At 44.9% G+C, this 17,582-nt stretch carries 15 protein-coding genes; 2 read left to right on the top strand and 13 right to left on the bottom strand.

Going from position 1 to position 17,582, the window contains the following annotated elements; all coding sequences use genetic code 11:
• Window positions 1-172: 172 nt before the first annotated feature.
• Complete coding sequence (locus B2746_RS08165; RefSeq protein ID WP_290792359.1) at window positions 173-2,725, top strand: zinc-dependent metalloprotease; 2,553 nt, start codon at window positions 173-175, stop codon at window positions 2,723-2,725.
• A gap of 192 nt (window positions 2,726-2,917) precedes the next feature.
• Window positions 2,918-3,304, top strand: a complete 387-nt coding sequence (locus tag B2746_RS08160; RefSeq protein WP_290792358.1) for a hypothetical protein — start codon at window positions 2,918-2,920, stop codon at window positions 3,302-3,304.
• 41 nt (window positions 3,305-3,345) lie between these two features.
• On the opposite strand, the gene B2746_RS08155 is transcribed toward B2746_RS08160, so the two are convergent.
• The 13 genes from B2746_RS08155 to nuoE all read right to left on the bottom strand — a co-directional run bounded on the left by B2746_RS08155 (window position 3,346) and on the right by nuoE (window position 17,276).
• On the bottom strand, window positions 3,346-4,620 hold the full coding sequence (locus B2746_RS08155) for an ABC transporter permease (protein ID WP_290792357.1): 1,275 nt from the start codon (window positions 4,618-4,620) through the stop codon (window positions 3,346-3,348).
• Window positions 4,621-4,677: 57 nt separating this feature from the next.
• Complete coding sequence (locus tag B2746_RS08150) at window positions 4,678-6,054, bottom strand: NADH-quinone oxidoreductase subunit N (protein ID WP_290792356.1); 1,377 nt, start codon at window positions 6,052-6,054, stop codon at window positions 4,678-4,680.
• 22 nt (window positions 6,055-6,076) lie between these two features.
• Complete coding sequence (locus B2746_RS08145) at window positions 6,077-7,534, bottom strand: complex I subunit 4 family protein (protein ID WP_290792355.1); 1,458 nt, start codon at window positions 7,532-7,534, stop codon at window positions 6,077-6,079.
• 31 nt (window positions 7,535-7,565) lie between these two features.
• Complete coding sequence (nuoL, locus tag B2746_RS08140; protein ID WP_290792354.1) at window positions 7,566-9,467, bottom strand: NADH-quinone oxidoreductase subunit L; 1,902 nt, start codon at window positions 9,465-9,467, stop codon at window positions 7,566-7,568.
• Between the two features lies 1 nt (window position 9,468).
• Entirely contained in the window at window positions 9,469-9,807 is a 339-nt protein-coding gene (gene nuoK / locus B2746_RS08135; protein WP_290792353.1) for an NADH-quinone oxidoreductase subunit NuoK, read from the bottom strand.
• A 364-nt stretch (window positions 9,808-10,171) separates the two neighbouring features.
• Entirely contained in the window at window positions 10,172-10,672 is a 501-nt protein-coding gene (locus B2746_RS08130; protein WP_290792352.1) for an NADH-quinone oxidoreductase subunit J, read from the bottom strand.
• A gap of 35 nt (window positions 10,673-10,707) precedes the next feature.
• Window positions 10,708-11,253 (bottom strand): NADH-quinone oxidoreductase subunit NuoI, encoded by a 546-nt coding sequence (gene nuoI / locus B2746_RS08125; protein ID WP_290792351.1) that lies wholly within the window; start codon window positions 11,251-11,253, stop codon window positions 10,708-10,710.
• Window positions 11,254-11,306: 53 nt separating this feature from the next.
• A complete protein-coding gene (gene nuoH, locus B2746_RS08120; RefSeq protein WP_290792350.1) occupies window positions 11,307-12,380 on the bottom strand; it encodes an NADH-quinone oxidoreductase subunit NuoH in 1,074 nt (357 codons plus the stop codon).
• A 30-nt stretch (window positions 12,381-12,410) separates the two neighbouring features.
• Window positions 12,411-13,514, bottom strand: coding sequence for a 2Fe-2S iron-sulfur cluster-binding protein (locus tag B2746_RS08115; RefSeq protein WP_290792349.1), 1,104 nt, complete (start codon window positions 13,512-13,514; stop codon window positions 12,411-12,413).
• 130 nt (window positions 13,515-13,644) lie between these two features.
• The gene (locus B2746_RS08110; protein ID WP_290792348.1) at window positions 13,645-13,899 is read right to left on the bottom strand and encodes a hypothetical protein; all 255 of its coding nucleotides are present in this window, start codon (window positions 13,897-13,899) and stop codon (window positions 13,645-13,647) included.
• 3 nt (window positions 13,900-13,902) lie between these two features.
• The gene (locus B2746_RS08105) at window positions 13,903-14,367 is read right to left on the bottom strand and encodes a four helix bundle protein (RefSeq protein ID WP_290792347.1); all 465 of its coding nucleotides are present in this window, start codon (window positions 14,365-14,367) and stop codon (window positions 13,903-13,905) included.
• A gap of 993 nt (window positions 14,368-15,360) precedes the next feature.
• Window positions 15,361-16,713 carry an NADH-quinone oxidoreductase subunit NuoF gene (gene nuoF, locus B2746_RS08100; protein WP_290792346.1) on the bottom strand — a complete coding sequence of 451 codons (1,353 nt, stop codon included), beginning with the start codon at window positions 16,711-16,713 and terminating at the stop codon, window positions 15,361-15,363.
• 65 nt (window positions 16,714-16,778) lie between these two features.
• Window positions 16,779-17,276 (bottom strand): NADH-quinone oxidoreductase subunit NuoE, encoded by a 498-nt coding sequence (nuoE, locus tag B2746_RS08095; RefSeq protein WP_290792345.1) that lies wholly within the window; start codon window positions 17,274-17,276, stop codon window positions 16,779-16,781.
• Window positions 17,277-17,582: the final 306 nt, after the last annotated feature.

Below are 17,582 nucleotides of genomic sequence, written 5' to 3'. Positions count from 1 at the left end.
AAAATTTAAAAAAGTCAAATTAACACAATAAATATCCGAAACCGTTACAAATTAAAAAAAAATGCCTCTGGAGCGGTTTTGGGGGGATTTATTGAATTTTCGTTCTTTTTTACAAACGGCTCATCTTTTCTAGATGATTTGTGTTATTATGGGGTTTAAAACAGTACAACACATGCATCAAAAAATGAGTCCGGGAAAATGGATCCCGGTAATGGTTATTGCTCTGGCTACCAGCCTGGGTACGGATGCCCAGCAACGTCCCAATCCGGCTAATGGTAAACCCGGAACAACGGCTCCTGCAGCCACCCCTACCCCTCCCAAACCCAGTGGTCCCAAGCCCTATAAAGAGGTGATTACCTCTAAAGCGGTGACCGATGAGGGGCTGTTTACCGTTCACAAAGTGGAGGACAAGTATTATTTTGAGATTCCCGATAAAATGCTGGGACGTGATATCCTGGTTGTGAACCGTCTTTCCAAAGCGGCGGCCGGCATGCGGAATTTTTTCTTTGGTTATGCAGGAGATAAAATTGGCGACAATGTCATCCGTTTTGAAAAAGGGCCGAATAACAAGGTTTTCCTTCGCCTGATTTCCTATGATGAAATGGCGGGTGATTCCACTTCTTCCATGTTTAAGGCCGTTGCCAATTCAAATATCCAGCCCATTGCGCAGGCTTTTGATATTGCGGCGTTTAATGCCGATACAACGGGGGTTGTTTTGGATGTAACCAGTTATCTCAATAGTGATAATGAGATCCTCAACTTTGAAGCAAGCGCCAAACGAACTTTTCGGGTAGGCGGATTGCAGAGTGATAAGTCGTATATCAGCGGGGTGAAATCCTTTCCGGTGAATACAGAAATCAAAACTGTAAAAACCTATGCACGGGCCTCGGGTGCAACACCCGGACAGGCACCGGCAGCGTTTGGTGCAGCGCCATCCGGTTCATATACGGTGGAGATCAACAGCTCCATGATGTTGTTGCCTGATCAGCCGATGCAGCCCCGTTATTACGATGATCGGGTTGGTTATTTTACGCGTCAGTATGTTGACTTTGAAAAGAATCCCCAGGGAGTTGAATCGGTTCGCATGATCACCCGTTGGAGACTGGAACCAAAGCCGGAAGATGTTGAAAAATACAAACGTGGTGAGTTGGTGGAACCGAAAAAACCGATCGTGTTTTATATTGATCCGGCTACGCCGAAAAAATGGGTTCCTTATCTGATTCAGGGAGTGAATGACTGGCAGTCTGCTTTTGAAAAAGCCGGATTCAAGAATGCGATTTTTGCGAAAGAAGCGCCGGTGAATGATCCGGAATGGAGTTTGGAAGATGCACGTTATTCTGCCATTGTTTACAAGCCGTCGGATGTGCCAAATGCAAGTGGTCCGCATGAACATGATCCGCGTAGTGGGGAGATTCTGGAGAGTCATATCAACTGGTATCATAACGTAATGGCACTGTTGCGCAACTGGTATTTTGTACAGGCATCGCCGAATGATCCGCGTGCACGATCTCCGAAATTTGAGGATGCTTTGATGGGTGAATTGATCCGGTTTGTTTCTTCCCACGAAGTGGGACATACACTGGGATTGCGTCATAATTTTGGATCTTCATCTGCCACGCCGGTTGAAAAACTACGCGATAAAAAATGGCTGGAAGAGAATGGACATACAGCATCCATTATGGACTATGCGCGTTTTAATTATGTAGCGCAACCCGAAGATAATGTGGGTGAAAAAGGATTGTTTCCACGCATTGGTGATTACGATAAATGGGCCATTGAATGGGGTTACAAATGGTATCCTCAGGCAAAATCTGCAGAAGATGAAACGCCGATTTTGAATGCGCTGACGATTGAGCGTTTGAAGAATAAACGCTTGTGGTTTGGTCGGGAAACCAATCCGGATGATCCGCGTTCACAGAATGAAGATTTGGGTGATAATTCGATGAAGGCGAGTGCGTATGGAGTGAAGAATTTACAACGCATTGTTCCCAATTTACAGGCCTGGTCGAAGGAGTCGAATAAAGATTATGAGAGTTTGACTACTTTATACAATGAGGTGGTTACGCAGTTTGGTCGTTATATCGGGCATGTGGGTAAGAATATTGGTGGTGTGATGGAAACGCCGAAAACGGTGGAGCAGGCTGGAGTGGTGTATGAGCATGTATCGCGCGAGCAGCAGAAAGAGGCGATGGATTTTCTGAATAAGCAGGTGTTTACGACGCCGGTATGGTTGCTGGATCAGCAGATTTTTGCTAAAACAGGGAATACGGGTACTGCGGTGGTGAATCGTTTGCAGGATGCGGCGTTGGCGCGGGTGCTGAGTGCGGGCACGATCAACAAGTTGCTGAATGCGGAAGCTGCGTTGGGTTCGAAAACGTATACGCTGAGTGAGTTGATGACGGATTTGCGACGTTCGATCTTTACGGAGTTGCCGGCGCGCAAACCGATCGATATTTATCGTCGGAATCTGCAGAAAAATATGACGGAGCGGTTGCTGGCGTTTATCAAACCTGCTACGGCACCTGCGAGTTTGGGCGGGGGTATCACGATCAGTTTTGGTCCAACGATCAGCCGGAACAGTGATGCGATATCTTTTGCGCGGGGGACTTTGCGGACGCTGCAGTCTGAAATTCGGTTGGCTTTACCGGCTTATACCGATACTGCCACGCGTTATCATCTCCAGGATTTGCTGGATCGTATAACCGATGGTTTGACGGTGAAGTGATTAGGGATTAGGTGTCAGACAGGTGTTAGAACGTTGTTAGAGAGGTGTCAGATACATGTTAGAACGTTGTTAGACATGTGTCTGATACCTGTCTCACTGGTGTCTGACACTTTAGCCGGCTCAGTTGATGAGCCGGTTTTTTTTGCGTGCAACTTTGATATGGAATTTTGAAGAACATGAATCCAATATTGCATGAAGCAAAAAGCCCGCACTCTTTTACTACTCGTCATCTTCCTATCTGCCTGTTTTTATATCAGGCACCATTATGGATTGGGAACTGCATATAATTATTTCCAGGCGAAATCAGACCTCCATAACGGCATCGTGCAGATTGTTGGATATGGACTTCCGCTCTGGTCCTCGAAAGAGGCGGAAATTGATTCCATTCAATCCGTATATGGTTTCAAAACAGTAGAATTCGGCTGTATTGTAACCCCGGCGGAATTAAACGGAATCGAACACTACAATCAAACAGTAGAAGACTGGCTCAATAAAAGAAACGGAAAAGATTGGCTCCGAGCTTATGAGAAATCTGTGGATTCGCTTAACGAAATCGCTTTTTCACGATCCAATAATTAACAACATGTTAGAACATTATCCTAACACCTGTCTGACACCTACTACTCATACCGCAAAGCTTCGATGGGATTAAGGCGGCTGGCTTTGTAGGCGGGATAGGAGCCGGCAGCGAGGCCTACGACGGTACAGATGAGCACACCCAGCAATACCCATAACCAGGGCACTACAAAGCCGGTAGACATCAGCATACTAACAATATTCCCCAACAACACCCCAAGAAAAATCCCAATCACCGCACCGAGCAAACTGATCAAAATTGCTTCCAACAAAAACTGCCAGCGGACATCGCCCTGTTTGCCGCCGATCGCCTTGATCAAGCCCACTTCTTTGGTTCGTTCCGTTACCGCAACCAGCATGATATTCATCAGTCCGATAGCAGCCCCCATCAGGGTTATAAAACCGATCACCACCGCCGAACCGGTCAGCCAGCCTATCTGCCGCATCGCCAATTCAACAAAGGCATCACTTTTATCGATCAGAAAATTACTTTCTTCCTTGATCTCATTTTTACGCAACACCCTAAACAAGCCTTCCGCCTCACCTATTGCCGTTTCAATCTGATTGATATCAGCCGTCTTAACACCAATGGTAAAAGTGGAGGAGGCACTACTTGTAAAAAACCGACGAACCGAATTATACGTGGTGATAATATTATTATCCAGACTGCGGCCAAAGGTGGAGCCTTTGGATTCCAGTGTGCCAATCACGCGAAAGGGAATATTATTGATATTGATGATCTTCTCCACCGGTGTTTCCGGATTGCTGGTACCAAATAATTTATCGTAGACATCCTTCCCAATCAGGCAAACATTCCGACCGGTACTTACATCCAACTCATTGATATTTCTACCTGCCGCAATTTCAAATCCGTTCATATCGAGGTAGTTCTCATCACCCCCATTGATATACACCGTTGGATTGGTTTTTTTATTCCCAAATGAAGCCGAATTATTATTCCCTCCGCTTAAGGAAAGCGACACTTTTCCCGGAAATTTATAGCGCTCTTTAAATCCCTCTGCCTGCTCTCTGGTAATCGGTTTATTGGTGTTGGATTTCTTCAGTTTTTTACCGCCCTTCTCTTCTTTTTTCAGCTCGCCCCTGTCAAAGCGGAAAGCCGATCGGTACCGGATGGTAAATCCATTGGCACCCATGCTGGAGAAACTTTCCATGAACTTCTGAGAAATCGCCTGTATGGCGGTATTGATGCCGATCAGGGCAGCTATCCCCAAAGCAATAATAGCAACAGTAATACCTGTGCGAAGCCTATTCGACTTGATAGTGCGAATAGACAAACTCAATGTATCGGCGAAATTCATACCATGAAAGTAAGGAAAACTGTTCACCCTTCGGGTAAACCCGACGGGTGAATATTATCAGAAATAAAGGTAGTTCAGGATCATATTGGGGAAGATGCCGAAGAGGATGATCAATCCGGCCATCAGCAGGAGGATCCAGCGGAAAGCGGGACTAATTTCCTCCGTAGCTCCGGCCCCGTCTTTAAAATACATCGACTGGATAACCCTGAAATAATAATACACACTTACCACCGCACAAAGAATGGCAAAAAACACCAGCCAGAGATGCGACCCGCTTTTAACAGCAGAAGCCAGCATGAAATATTTAGCAAAGAAGCCGATGGTCATTGGAATCCCTGCCAGCGATAATAAAAAGATGGTGGTGGTTGCCGCCAGTACCGGCTGGGTACGCGCCAGGCCATTAAAGCCTTCAAAGGTATAGTCCTTCATTTTTACCAGTACCGCAAAAATGCCGATGGTGGCCAGGCTATAGCCAAGGGTATAGAGAATGATCCCTTCACGAGACAAGGTATTGTAACTAAAGAGGGCAAACAACATAAAACCAGCCTGTGCAATGGAAGAATAGGCCAGCATGCGTTTTACACTCTGCTGGAAAATTGCTGTTATATTCCCGATAAAAAGAGTCGCAGCCGTCACAATCGACACGATTAATTTCCAATCGTATCCTGATCCGGAAAAACTATATTCAAATAACCGCACAAAAGCAATGAATACACCCGCTTTTACAATCGTAGCCATAAAGGAGGTGAAAACAGTTGGTGCACCATCGTATACATCCGGCGTCCAGAAATGAAAGGGAGCAGCAGATACTTTAAATGCCATACTGATAAACAACAGTAACAATCCGGATGTATACCACACTTCGCGACCAGGATTGGAAGCCTGCAGTGCAGCATCAATACTGAAGGTACCTTTTGCACCATACATCAATACAATACCCATTAACATGATACCGGTAGAAAAAGATCCCATCAGGAAATATTTCAACGCAGCTTCATTGCTTTTCAAATTGCGTTTATCACTTCCGGTTAATATATACAATGGAATTGAAATGATTTCAATGCCGAGGAATAACAGCAGCAATGTATTAAAAGAAGATACTATTGAAACACCACAAAGAATAAAAAAGATCAGGGCAAAATATTCGGCGCCATTGATACCAACTTTCAAAATATCGCGCGCAGATAATAAAAAATAAAGCAGTGTTGCAGAAAATGCGATGGTATTAAAAAGCAGTCCGAATTTATTAAACACCAGCATATTGCGGGTATTCACTTCAAACAATTTCCAGCCGTTCATTTCGGCTATATTAGCCAGCAGAAGCAGCAGCAGACCAGCTGTAGCAACGGTGCGGATCGTCGATTTATTCGTTGTAAAGATGCCCGTGAACATCAGCACTACACCCAATAAGGCGGAAAGAATAATTGCGTTCATACTATTTCAGGTCGTTTGCTGTTTATTTTAAATTCATCCTGTCCAGAATCTGTTGCGAAATTTCCGTTGTCATCGACAACAGCGGTTTCGGATAGATTCCAATCAATATAATTCCAACTACCAATATCGCCAGTGCCAATTGCACATTAAACCGGATATCCACTGCTTTTTCGGTACGTTCATTGGTTGGTCCGTAAAACACATTCTGCACCATGCGCAGCGTATATACAGCACTCAGAATAATGGTGATGATTCCCGCAATGGCGTAGACCATCCCAAACTTGGTAGCAGTAGAGCCCCAGATGCCGTTGAACATCATGAACTCACCAATAAAAGCATTGGTCAGCGGCATGGCGATATTGGCCAGTGCAATAATCACCAGCAAAATGGTCAGAATCGGGGCTTTCTGTGCCAGTCCGCCTAACTCACTGATTTTGCGTGTACCGAATTGCTGTTCGATTACATTCACCACAATCCACATACCCAGGATATTGATACCATGGTTGAACATCTGGATCATGATCCCCTGAATGCCGCTATAACTGGGCGCAAACAGGGCCAGAATCATTAATCCGATATGCGCAATGGAAGACCAGGCCACCAATCGTTTCAGATCGTCCTGTTTGATGGCAACAAAAGAAGCATACAGCATTCCCACCACTGCGAGCGTTGCGAAATTATCGCCCCACTGGTAGGTAGCTGCCGGAACCACGGGAGCCAGCCAGCGCAGCAAACCGAATACCCCCATTTTCGCCATAATCGCACTCAGGATCATGGTAACGGCAGTAGGTGATTGCTCATAGGTATCGGGCTGCCAGGTATGGAAGGGAAACAAGGGCATTTTAACAGCGAAGGCTACTACCAGCAATATAAAGATGGTCATTTCCTCTCTCCCCGTCAGACTCAGTTTCACAAAATCAGCCCATGCAAAGGATCCACCCGCTTTGAAATAAAGCATGATTAATCCAATCAGCATAAAGAGCGATCCCAGAAATGTGTAGATAAAAAACTTGATGGTAACCTGGATCCTTTTTTCTCCGCCCCAACGGGAACAAAGAAAATACAATGGGATCAGTGCCAGTTCCCAGAAGAAGTAAAACAACATGGCATCCATTGCCATGAATACACCAAGCAAGCCAGCCTGCGCCAATAACATCAGTCCGAAAAACCGATTGGCATCCACATAAGTATTATTCCAGGTGCTGTATATGATCAGCGGAAAACAAAGGGTGGTCAACAAACAAAGCAACTGGCTCATGCCATCCAATTCCAGGTGGAAGTGGCTGTTCAGTGCGCCAATCCAGGGTTGGTTGAAACTCAGGTGGGCTGCATCTTTCCAGACACTCATTCCCGCCAGCATAACAGCCAGCGAAACCAGTGTAGAAAAAAAGGCGATCGATTTAGCGGTTGCTTCCTGCCGGATCGCAAAAAGGGCGACACCGGTTAGCAGGGGAATCAAAATCAGTAAAACTGGTACCATTATTTGAATCTCGTTTCTTTCAATTGATCAATTATTTCTTCAGGAAAACCTGCAATACGAAAAGCAGGATCATTCCCAATACCATCAGCAAAACATAACTGCCTACCTGGCCACTTTGCAGGAGGCGCAACTGCCGGCTGGCATATTGCACACTTCTGCCAACTCCGTTCACGATCCAGTCGATACCGAAGCGATCCAGTTTTTCCAGACCTTTACCAAATCCATTCACCGGCCGGGTGATAACCGCATCATAGAGCTCATCCACATACCATTTATTCTGCAATACTTTACCCAAACCGGTTTCTTCTGCATCCGATTTTTGATAGCCGCTGTATTTTCTCCAGGCCAGTACAATTAGTATCAGAATAACCGCCATCAGGCCAAACATGAGGATCAATTCAGTTGAATGATCAATAGCATGCGGAGTCATACGACGGGTAGATTCAGCAAATACCGGTGCCAGGAATTCATTCAGTGCATGTCCGCCGTGCATCAGTACTTCCGGAATACCTACCAAACCACCACCAAAACTGAAGATCGCCAGTACCACCAATGGAATGGTCATGGCAGCAGGAGATTCGTGCAGGTGGTGTTCCTGTTCATGGGTGCCTCTGAATTTTCCCTGGAAGGTCATGGCGTATAAACGGAACATATAAAAGGCCGTCATCAATGCACCGATGGCACCGAGGACATAATAAAGCGGGTTCTTCGCAAAGGCACCGGCTAAAATTTCATCTTTGGAGAAGAAGCCGGAGAAGGGAATAATTCCTGCTATAGCCAAACAGCCAATCAAAAAAGTAATATGCGTGATGGGCATGTATTTTTTCAATCCGCCCATGTTCCGGATATCCTGCTCATGGTGCATACCGTGAATAACCGAACCTGCACCGAGGAACAACAGCGCCTTGAAGAATGCATGTGTCATAACATGGAAAACCGCACCGGTATAGGCACCCACACCGAGTGCCAGGAACATATAACCTAACTGACTTACTGTAGAATAGGCCAGCACTTTTTTGATATCGTTTTGTTTGAGTGCAATACTGGCAGCAAGCAAGGCCGTAGCAATACCTACCACTGCAACCACTGTTTGCGTAACCGGCGACAGGGTATACAAAATATTGGAGCGGGCAATCATGTAGATTCCGGCAGTAACCATAGTAGCCGCATGGATAAGGGCAGATACCGGAGTGGGACCCGCCATCGCATCGGGCAGCCAGGTATATAGAGGGATCTGTGCACTTTTACCGGTAGCACCTACAAATAGCAGGAGCGTAATAATGGTAAGATCCTGTCCGGATAAGGCATCCACCTTACTGAATACATCAATATAATTGACCGTACCCAGTTTATTAATGAGATAGAAAACGGCCAGTAAAAAGCCGGCATCACCGATCCGGTTCATCACGAAGGCTTTTTTAGCAGCAGCAGTATATTCAATGTTTTTGAACCAGTAACCGATCAGCAGGTAGGAACATAAACCAACGCCTTCCCAACCGATAAACATGATGACATAATTCGATCCCAAAACCAGCAACAACATCGAAAACACGAAGAGATTGAGATAAGCAAAATACCGGGCAAAATGCATATCGGATTCATCGTGCATGTAGGCAGTCGAATACAGGTGAATCAGAAAACCGATACCTGTAATAATCAGCAGGAATAAACTGCTGAGCTGGTCTACCTGAAAAGCAAAAGGAATTACCGTTTCGCCGAATTCAATAAAATTGAAAAGGGTAACCACGCCGGTTGATCCGCCTTTAACCTGCAGGAAAATCAGGATGCTGACAACAAAAGATGCGAGGATGGCACCGGAGCCGATAATCCCGCTTAGTGACTTCGATACATGGTTTCTCAGCAAACCATTCAGTAGAAATCCTACCAATGGAAAGAGGGGAACCAGCCAAACATAATCGATGATATTGTTCATATTAGTTTTTCAGTCTGTTCAGGAAATTCACATCCACCGAATGGATATTACGGTACATCATTACAATAATAGCCAGTCCCACGGTTACTTCTGCAGCAGCCACCACCATAATAAAAAACACAAATAATTGAGCATCGGCGCCATTGGTAACCACCTGCATGGCTTTGTTGGAACTATCGGCCAGGTGCATTTTTGAAAATGCTACCAGCAACAGGTTCACTGCATTCAGCATCAGTTCAATACACATAAAAATGATGATGGCATTCCGGCGGGTTAATACACCGATCACCCCGATGGAAAAGAGGGCGAGGGCAAGGAATATGTAAAGATTAATAGGCATTTTATAAAGTCAAAAGTTTAAAGTTAAAAATCAAAAGTGGAAGACCCTGTTGGTGCGTCTTCACTTATATATTCAGTCACCCATTATTAATCATAAATCACCCATCACTAATCACCGCTCACTAATCAATTTTCATGGATCAAAATACTCAGATCAAATTTTACGAATCGAAAAACACAAATCAAATCTTACACTTCAAATCAACTTCTTCCCAATTTATTTTTTCGTCTCGCTTCTCCCTTAACCGCTCTCTTCTCCCTCAATTTACCCGCCGGGTAGAGGATCATTGATCACAACCATTTCAGTACCCTGCGGGAAAATGAATCCCTTCTCCCACTTCCCACTTCCTACTTCCCACTTCCCATCACTCCTTCTTCCCCAATACTACCGCACCTACCATGGCGCTTAGGAAAAGGACGCTGCTTATTTCGAAGGGGATGACGTATTCATTAAAAAGGGTTTTGCCCAGGTTTTGAATCAGACCGGTATCGCCGGTATTGACCATGGCGATGGTTGATTTGGAATCAGCTTCACGTAAGGCTGCAACCAGTACCAGAAGGAGACATCCTCCTGCAACGGTGCCGGCCATTTTCAACCATTTGTTTTTCTGTGGTTCTGTTTCCGTATTCAGGTTCATGAGCATGATCACAAAGAGGAACAATACCATGATGGCACCTGCATAAACGATCAGGTTGACCACAGCCAGGAACTGTGCATTGAGCAGGATATAATGTCCGGATATCGCAAAAAAGGTGGCGATCAGTGCCAATACACTATACACCGGATTCTTGCTGGTAACAACAAGCAGAGCACCTGTTAAGGCGACCACCGTCAGCAACCAAAATAAAATTTCTGTAATATTCATGTTTGTTGTTCGCAGTTATTTTAAATTGATGGCAATCAGCTTTTGCGGGCCCTTTCCCCTACCGCTTTCTGGTAAAGTTCCGGTTCCGTTTTAGGGTCAGGAATCAACAGATCATTTTTTCCGTAGATAAAACCTTCTCTTTTATAATTGGATGGAGCGAAGGTTTCACTCAGGTAAATGGCATCTTTCGGACAGGCTTCTTCACATAATCCGCAGAAAATGCAACGCAACATATTGATTTCATATTTCGCTGCATATTTTTCTTCGCGGTACAGGTTCTCCTCCCCCTCTTTTCTTTCGGCTGCTTCCATGGTGATAGCCTCAGCGGGACAAGCAACGGCACATAATCCGCAGGCGGTACAACGTTCTCTGCCGGCTTCATCCCGGTTGAGAATATGCAGTCCGCGGAAAACCGGACTAAATGGACGGGTTTCTTCCGGGTATTGAATGGTCGGCTTTTTCTTAAAGAAATGCGAGAGCGTAATACTCATCCCTTTGGCAATCGATGGCAGGTACATTTTCTCCCACATCGTCATCGGGTGGCGATCGACTGCTTTGGATCTATTGGTGAGTGTTTGCATAATTCGAGCGTAAAAATATTTTTAAACTGGTTACAGGCCAAGTTTGATTCGTATCAAAAGGGCCAGCCGTTTTCTTTGATCAGCACAATCACACCTGTTATCAGCATATTAATCAGTGCCAGTGGGATCATTACTTTCCAGCCCAGGTGCATCAGCTGATCGTAACGGAAGCGCGGAATCGTCCAGCGAACCCACATAAAGAAGAAAATGAAAAAGGCTGCTTTTGCAAAAAGAGATAATCCCTGCAAAATGGCCACTGTATTCATTCCCATGCTTTCTATCAGGGAGGCATCGTTCACAAAAGGAATATCATATCCGCCGAAATACAGGGTTGCCATCAGCACACTGCTCATGAACATATTGATGTATTCCGCAAACAAATAGAACCCGAGTTTCATGGAAGAATACTCCTGGTGGTAACCAAAGTTCAATTCGTTTTCAGCTTCCGGTAAATCAAATGGAGTACGGTTACATTCGGCGAAAGCGCAGACAATAAAAATCAGGAAGCCCAGAGGCTGGTAAAAGATATTCCACCATCCGCCAGCTGCACTTTGTTGTTCAACAATTGTTTTGAGACTTAAGGAACCTGTCAGCATGAGGAGTGCGATGATGGCGAGCCCCATGGCCAGTTCATAAGAAATCATCTGGGATGCTCCACGCAGGGCAGCCAGCAGGGAGAATTTGTTATTTGAAGCCCAACCGCCGATCATAATACCATAAACCCCCATACTCAGCACGGCAAAAATATAGAGGATACCAATATTGATATCAGCAATCTGGAGATCCACTGTGCGACCAAAAATTTCAATCTGTTTGCCCCAGGGAATAACGGCGCTGGTCATCATCGCTGTCATCATAGCCAATCCTGGTCCGAGTATGAACAGGAATTTATTAGATGCATTCGGGATGATTTCTTCTTTCATAAAAAGTTTCAGACCATCTGCGAGGGGTTGTAATAAACCAAAGGGGCCGGCGCGATTAGGACCCAGACGATCCTGCATAAAACCTGCTACCTTACGTTCTGCCCAGGTAGAATACATGGCCACGACCAGGGAAACCGTAATGATACCTCCGATGAGGATGGCTTTCTCCAGAATAAAGGCCAGGTCTATTGCTAGTTGTATCATAAATTCCTACACTATTTACCGTTATCGAGGCTATTTTTTGAAATCATCGCTGTGAGCCGGACCGTCAATTTTTGACAATTCGATATCAGGGCGATTAACTTCACTTACGTTATGAATATTCATGAGTAATTTGGGTGCACGTCCGCCCATTACATCCGGCAGGGTTTCTTTTGGTTTCACCACATTTACATAGTGACCCTGTGAAATAACGGAATGGCGGTTCACGGTTGTTGGTCCGTCAATTACCCAATCCTTTGCATCTTTTTTCTCGAACCTGCATTCATTACAGATCCATCCGGTTTTACCATCGCTTGCATCTTTGATTTCACCCCATTCGTCTTTTCTGGCAGTAACCCGGAACACTTCGTCCCCCCGCATCCATAATTGTACTTCGCCGCAACATTTGGAACAATCGCGATGAGCATCTACCGGCTTGGTAAACCAAACCCGGTTTTTGAAGCGGAAGGTTTTATCGGTCAGGGCTCCAACCGGACAAACATCGATTACGTTACCGATGAAGTCGTTGTCGAGCGATTTTTCGATATAGGTAGCGATTTCCGCATGATCTCCCCGATCGAGTACACCATGAACCCGTTTGTTGGTCAGCTGATCTGCAGTGAATACGCAACGATAGCAGAGGATACAGCGGGTCATGTGTAATTGAATGTATTCGCCGAGATCGTGTTTTTTGAAGGTCCGGCGATTGAATTCATAGCGGGTGCCTTCTTTCCCATGTTCATAACTGAGATCCTGCAGGTGACATTCTCCGGCCTGATCGCAGATCGGGCAATCGAGGGGATGATTGAGCAGGAGGAATTCCACCACACCGGCGCGGGCATCGAGTACCCGTTCGCTGGTGATGTTTTTTACAATCATACCATCCATTACCGTGGTGCGGCAACTGGCCACCAGTTTGGGCATGGGACGCGGATCAGCAGTAGATCCTGCCGCAACTTCCACCAGGCAGGTCCGACATTTACCGCCACTGTTTTTCAGTTTGCTGTAATAGCACATGGCAGGTGGCGTAACTTCTCCACCAATACTGCGGGCAGCATTCAGGATGGTTGTTCCCGGTTCTACCTCGACTGTAATGTTGTCGATGGTTACTTTGAATAGTTTTTTCTCGTCAGGCATGTTATAAAGTCAAAATTCAAAAGTTAAAAGTTAAAAGTGGGCAGTGTTCGATTACAAGCTCTCCTCTATATTCAACACCCACTTATATATAAATCATTTAAAACTAAGCATCAAATTCCTCTTTCATGTTTCACATTTCACTTCCTGCTTCCTGCTTCCTACTTCCCATGTCCTTTCCTGTCACAAAATCACCACTCCCACAAATCAGGCTTCCCCTCCTCAACTTTCTTATGTTCCTCCTCTCCTTTCTCCCCTTCTCCTTTTTCTCCTTTCTCCCTTCTCCTTTTCCCCTCTCCTCCTTTTTCTCCTCTCCTTTTCTCCTTTTTCCCATATCCTTTTTCTCCTTTTTCTCCTTTTTCCCCTCTCCTCTCCCCTCTCGTTTCAACTTTTACCTTTCACTTTCATTGCTCTTTGCTTTAAGAACGATGGAACCGAGGATATTAGAAAGCTCATTGGCTTCTTTGATGAGCCGTGCAACTTGCTCACTATTTACTTTTTGTGTCTCTTTAATCAGGCACAACCAATACTTCACTTCATTGGCTGATTTGAGTGCAATTACCGTAAATTTTAGCCAATCCCGTCTACTACTTCCTGCAGCACCTTCCACCAGGTTGGCACCGATAGATGTAGCACACCGTATCAATTGTTCAAACAAAGAACTATACAAACCTGTCACTTCCACTTCCTTCACAAATTCTATTACATCCTTCGCAAAATAAAATGCGCGATGTTTTAAATTGTAGGTCTTTTCTTCCTTAAAATGTCTTCCTTCATTATTTGAAGAGCCATAATAAGATTGCCCATCTTCTTCAACACTCAAGGAATTAAATTCCAACATACTCACATATTCCATAACTCACCATTTTTCCCCTTCAAAATTCACTATTTAATTTTCAACTCACACCACTTCATTGTCCAATCTCCTGAAACTTTTTCTCCTTTCAAGTCTCATTTTTCACATCTCACTTTTCATGTCTCACCTTTCATGTCTCACTTTTCATGTCTCACTTTTCATGTCTCACCTTTCATGTCTCACCTTTCATGTCTCACCTTTCATGTCTCACCTTTCATCTCCTCTTATTGCTCCATCAAACAGCTGTTGGCTTATGGATGTTGTTCTCAATCAATACTCACTTCTTCGTCTCAGTTATAATTGCTCCCCCGTCTTAACTCTTACTACTCATGCCTCAATTCTTACTTCTCATGTCTCAACACTTACTGGTCATGGCTCAGATTTAATTTCTCACATCTCAGCTCTAACTTCTCACCTTTCCTTTCTAACTTCCTTCCAGGCTTATTCCAAATCAGCTCCTCCTGGTTCAGTTTTCATTTCTAGGCGGGCTGCAGTTTCTTTAACCCGAGTTGGTAGCTTTTTTCACAACACAGTTCTCACCATTCACCTTTCCCTTCATATCTCTCGCTTCCAATATCTTATGTTTCACTTCTCACCAACTCCCTTATTCGGATTCAGTGCCTATGTATTTAATTCGCAATAACTGGGCTGGTGAATCCACTAATTGAGCTGCTATCATCTTTTTCAATTTTCACTCTTCACTTTTCAATTTTCACTCTTCACACTTTACTTTTCACACTTCACTTTTCACACTTCACTTTTCACCAACACCCTTTTCTGATTCTGTGCCTTTTTATTCAATTCGCAATACCAGGGCGGCCGGTTCACTTAATCGAACTGCTACCATCATTCTCACCTCTCAGGTTTCATCTTTCACTTCTCACGTCTTACTTCTTACTTCTCACTTCTCACCTTTCACTTCTATCCTCTCACTTCTCACTTCTCACCTTTCACTTTTTACCTCCCACTTCTCACCTCCTACTTCCCAGTTCCTCAGGTGGTTACTTCCAACGGATCTGCGTAATGGGCCAAGCCGTAGTTGCGGGTGAGGCATTCCTGCGGATTTTTGACGTGCCATTCGAACTCATCGCGGAAATGGCGGATGGCAGCGGCAACGGGCCAGGCAGCGGCATCACCCAGTGGACAAATCGTATTCCCCTCAATTTTGCGCTGAATATCCCAAAGCAAATCGATATCGCTCATTTTACCCTTACCGGAATCAATATTTTTCAGGATTTTTTCCATCCAACCGGTTCCTTCCCGGCAGGGTGAACATTGTCCACAGCTTTCATGGCGATAGAAACGAGCCAGGGTATAGGTATTCTTCACCACACACTGATCTTCATCCAGCACAATGAATCCACCTGATCCCATCATTGATCCTGTTGCGAAACCACCATCACTTAAACTTTCATAGTTCATGTAACGGGTTTCACCTTTGGCAGTTTTCAATAACAGATTAGCAGGCAGGATGGGAACAGAAGAACCACCCGGAATACAGGCTTTCAATCGCTTCCCGTTTTTAATACCACCGCAATATTCATCGCTGTAGATAAATTCTTCTACAGATATGGTCATATCAATTTCAAATACCCCCGGTTTGTTGATGTTTCCACAGGCAGAAATCAGTTTGGTACCGGTTGAGCGGCCCACGCCAATTTTTGCATATTCCTCGCCCCCTATATTGATAATGGGAACAACTGCTGCCAGGGTTTCCACATTATTCACCACCGTGGGACGATCCCAAACACCTTTCACTGCCGGGAAAGGAGGCTTGATACGGGGATTTCCGCGTTTACCTTCCAGTGATTCAATCAATGCAGTTTCTTCTCCACAGATATAGGCACCACCACCCCGTTGTACGTAAATTTCACAATCAAAACCAGTACCCAGGATATTTTTCCCTAACCAGCCATTGGCTTTTGCTTCGGCAATGGCCTGTTCCAGGATATCCGGAATCCAAGCATATTCACCCCGGATATAGATATACGTAGCATTAGATCCGAGTGCATAAGAAGAGATAAGTAAACCCTCAATCAGGAGATGCGGCAGGAATTCCATCAGGTAACGATCTTTGAAGGTACCGGGTTCCGATTCATCCGCATTACAAACCAGGTGACGGGGAACGCCTTCGGGCTTAGCGAGGAAACTCCATTTCATTCCGGCTGGAAAACCGGCTCCTCCGCGGCCACGCAAGCCACTCTTTTTCACTTCCTCGGTTACCGCATCCGGCGCCATGGTCTTCAATGCTTTCTCTGCAGCACGATAGCCACCCTCCCGACGATATACCTCGTAGGTACGGATACCTTCAACATGTGCTTTTTCTAAAAGTAGTTTAACGCCCATATGGAACATTAGTCATTTAAATAGTGAATGGTGAAAGGTGAGACGTGAAAACGCCGCAAATTCCACTAATTTAATTGTCCGGACTGCTTGCGACAGTCTTCGATAATCTGATCCACTTTTTCGCGGGTCAGGTGTTCTTTATAATGTTTACCCATCTGCATCATCGGTGCATACCCACAAGCACCCAGACACTCCACCGTTTTAAGGGTGAATAATCCGTCGGGTGTTGTTTCACCAACGCTAATTCCAAGCCGCTGTTTGATATAATCGATGATATCATCACTTCCACTGATCATACATGGACCGGTTTGGCAAACTTCAAACATATATTTTCCAACCGGTTTCAGGTTGTACATGGAATAGAAAGTTGCCACTTCATACACTTCAATTGGTTCAATCTGAAGCAGGGAAGCGACATAATCCATCGTTTCCGAACTCAACCAACCGTACACTTCCTGTGCGAGGTGCAATACCGGCAATAAAGCAGATTTCTGCTTCCCTTCCGGATACCTTGCGATGATCTCCCGCACTTTGGCCATTTTTTCTTCTGAGAATTGTAACATAAAAAGTGAAAGGTGAAAGGTGAAAGGTGAAAATGGATGTGAAAGGTGAAAGGTGAAAAGTGAGTTGTTAAACGACAGGATGCCGACGTTTAACGTTCAAGTTCAACCATCTTCAGACATCAAATTTTCTCCATACCTCTCTATTTTAAATCAGTTTTTAAATTTAAAAAATGCGTTCCTGAGTTCCCAATCTTACACTCCCTTCTTTTGATTCCCTTCCTCGCGTTCCAGTAATTCCATTTCAACAATTCAACTCCGGCGTCGCCATTTCATTAATCCTTCCTCGCGTTCCAGTAATTCCATTTC

The sequence above is a fragment of the Flavihumibacter sp. UBA7668 genome (genome assembly GCF_002483205.1).
In the GTDB taxonomy this organism is placed as follows: Bacteria; Bacteroidota; Bacteroidia; order Chitinophagales; family Chitinophagaceae; genus Flavihumibacter.
This window is presented reverse-complemented; position numbering and strand designations above follow the sequence as displayed.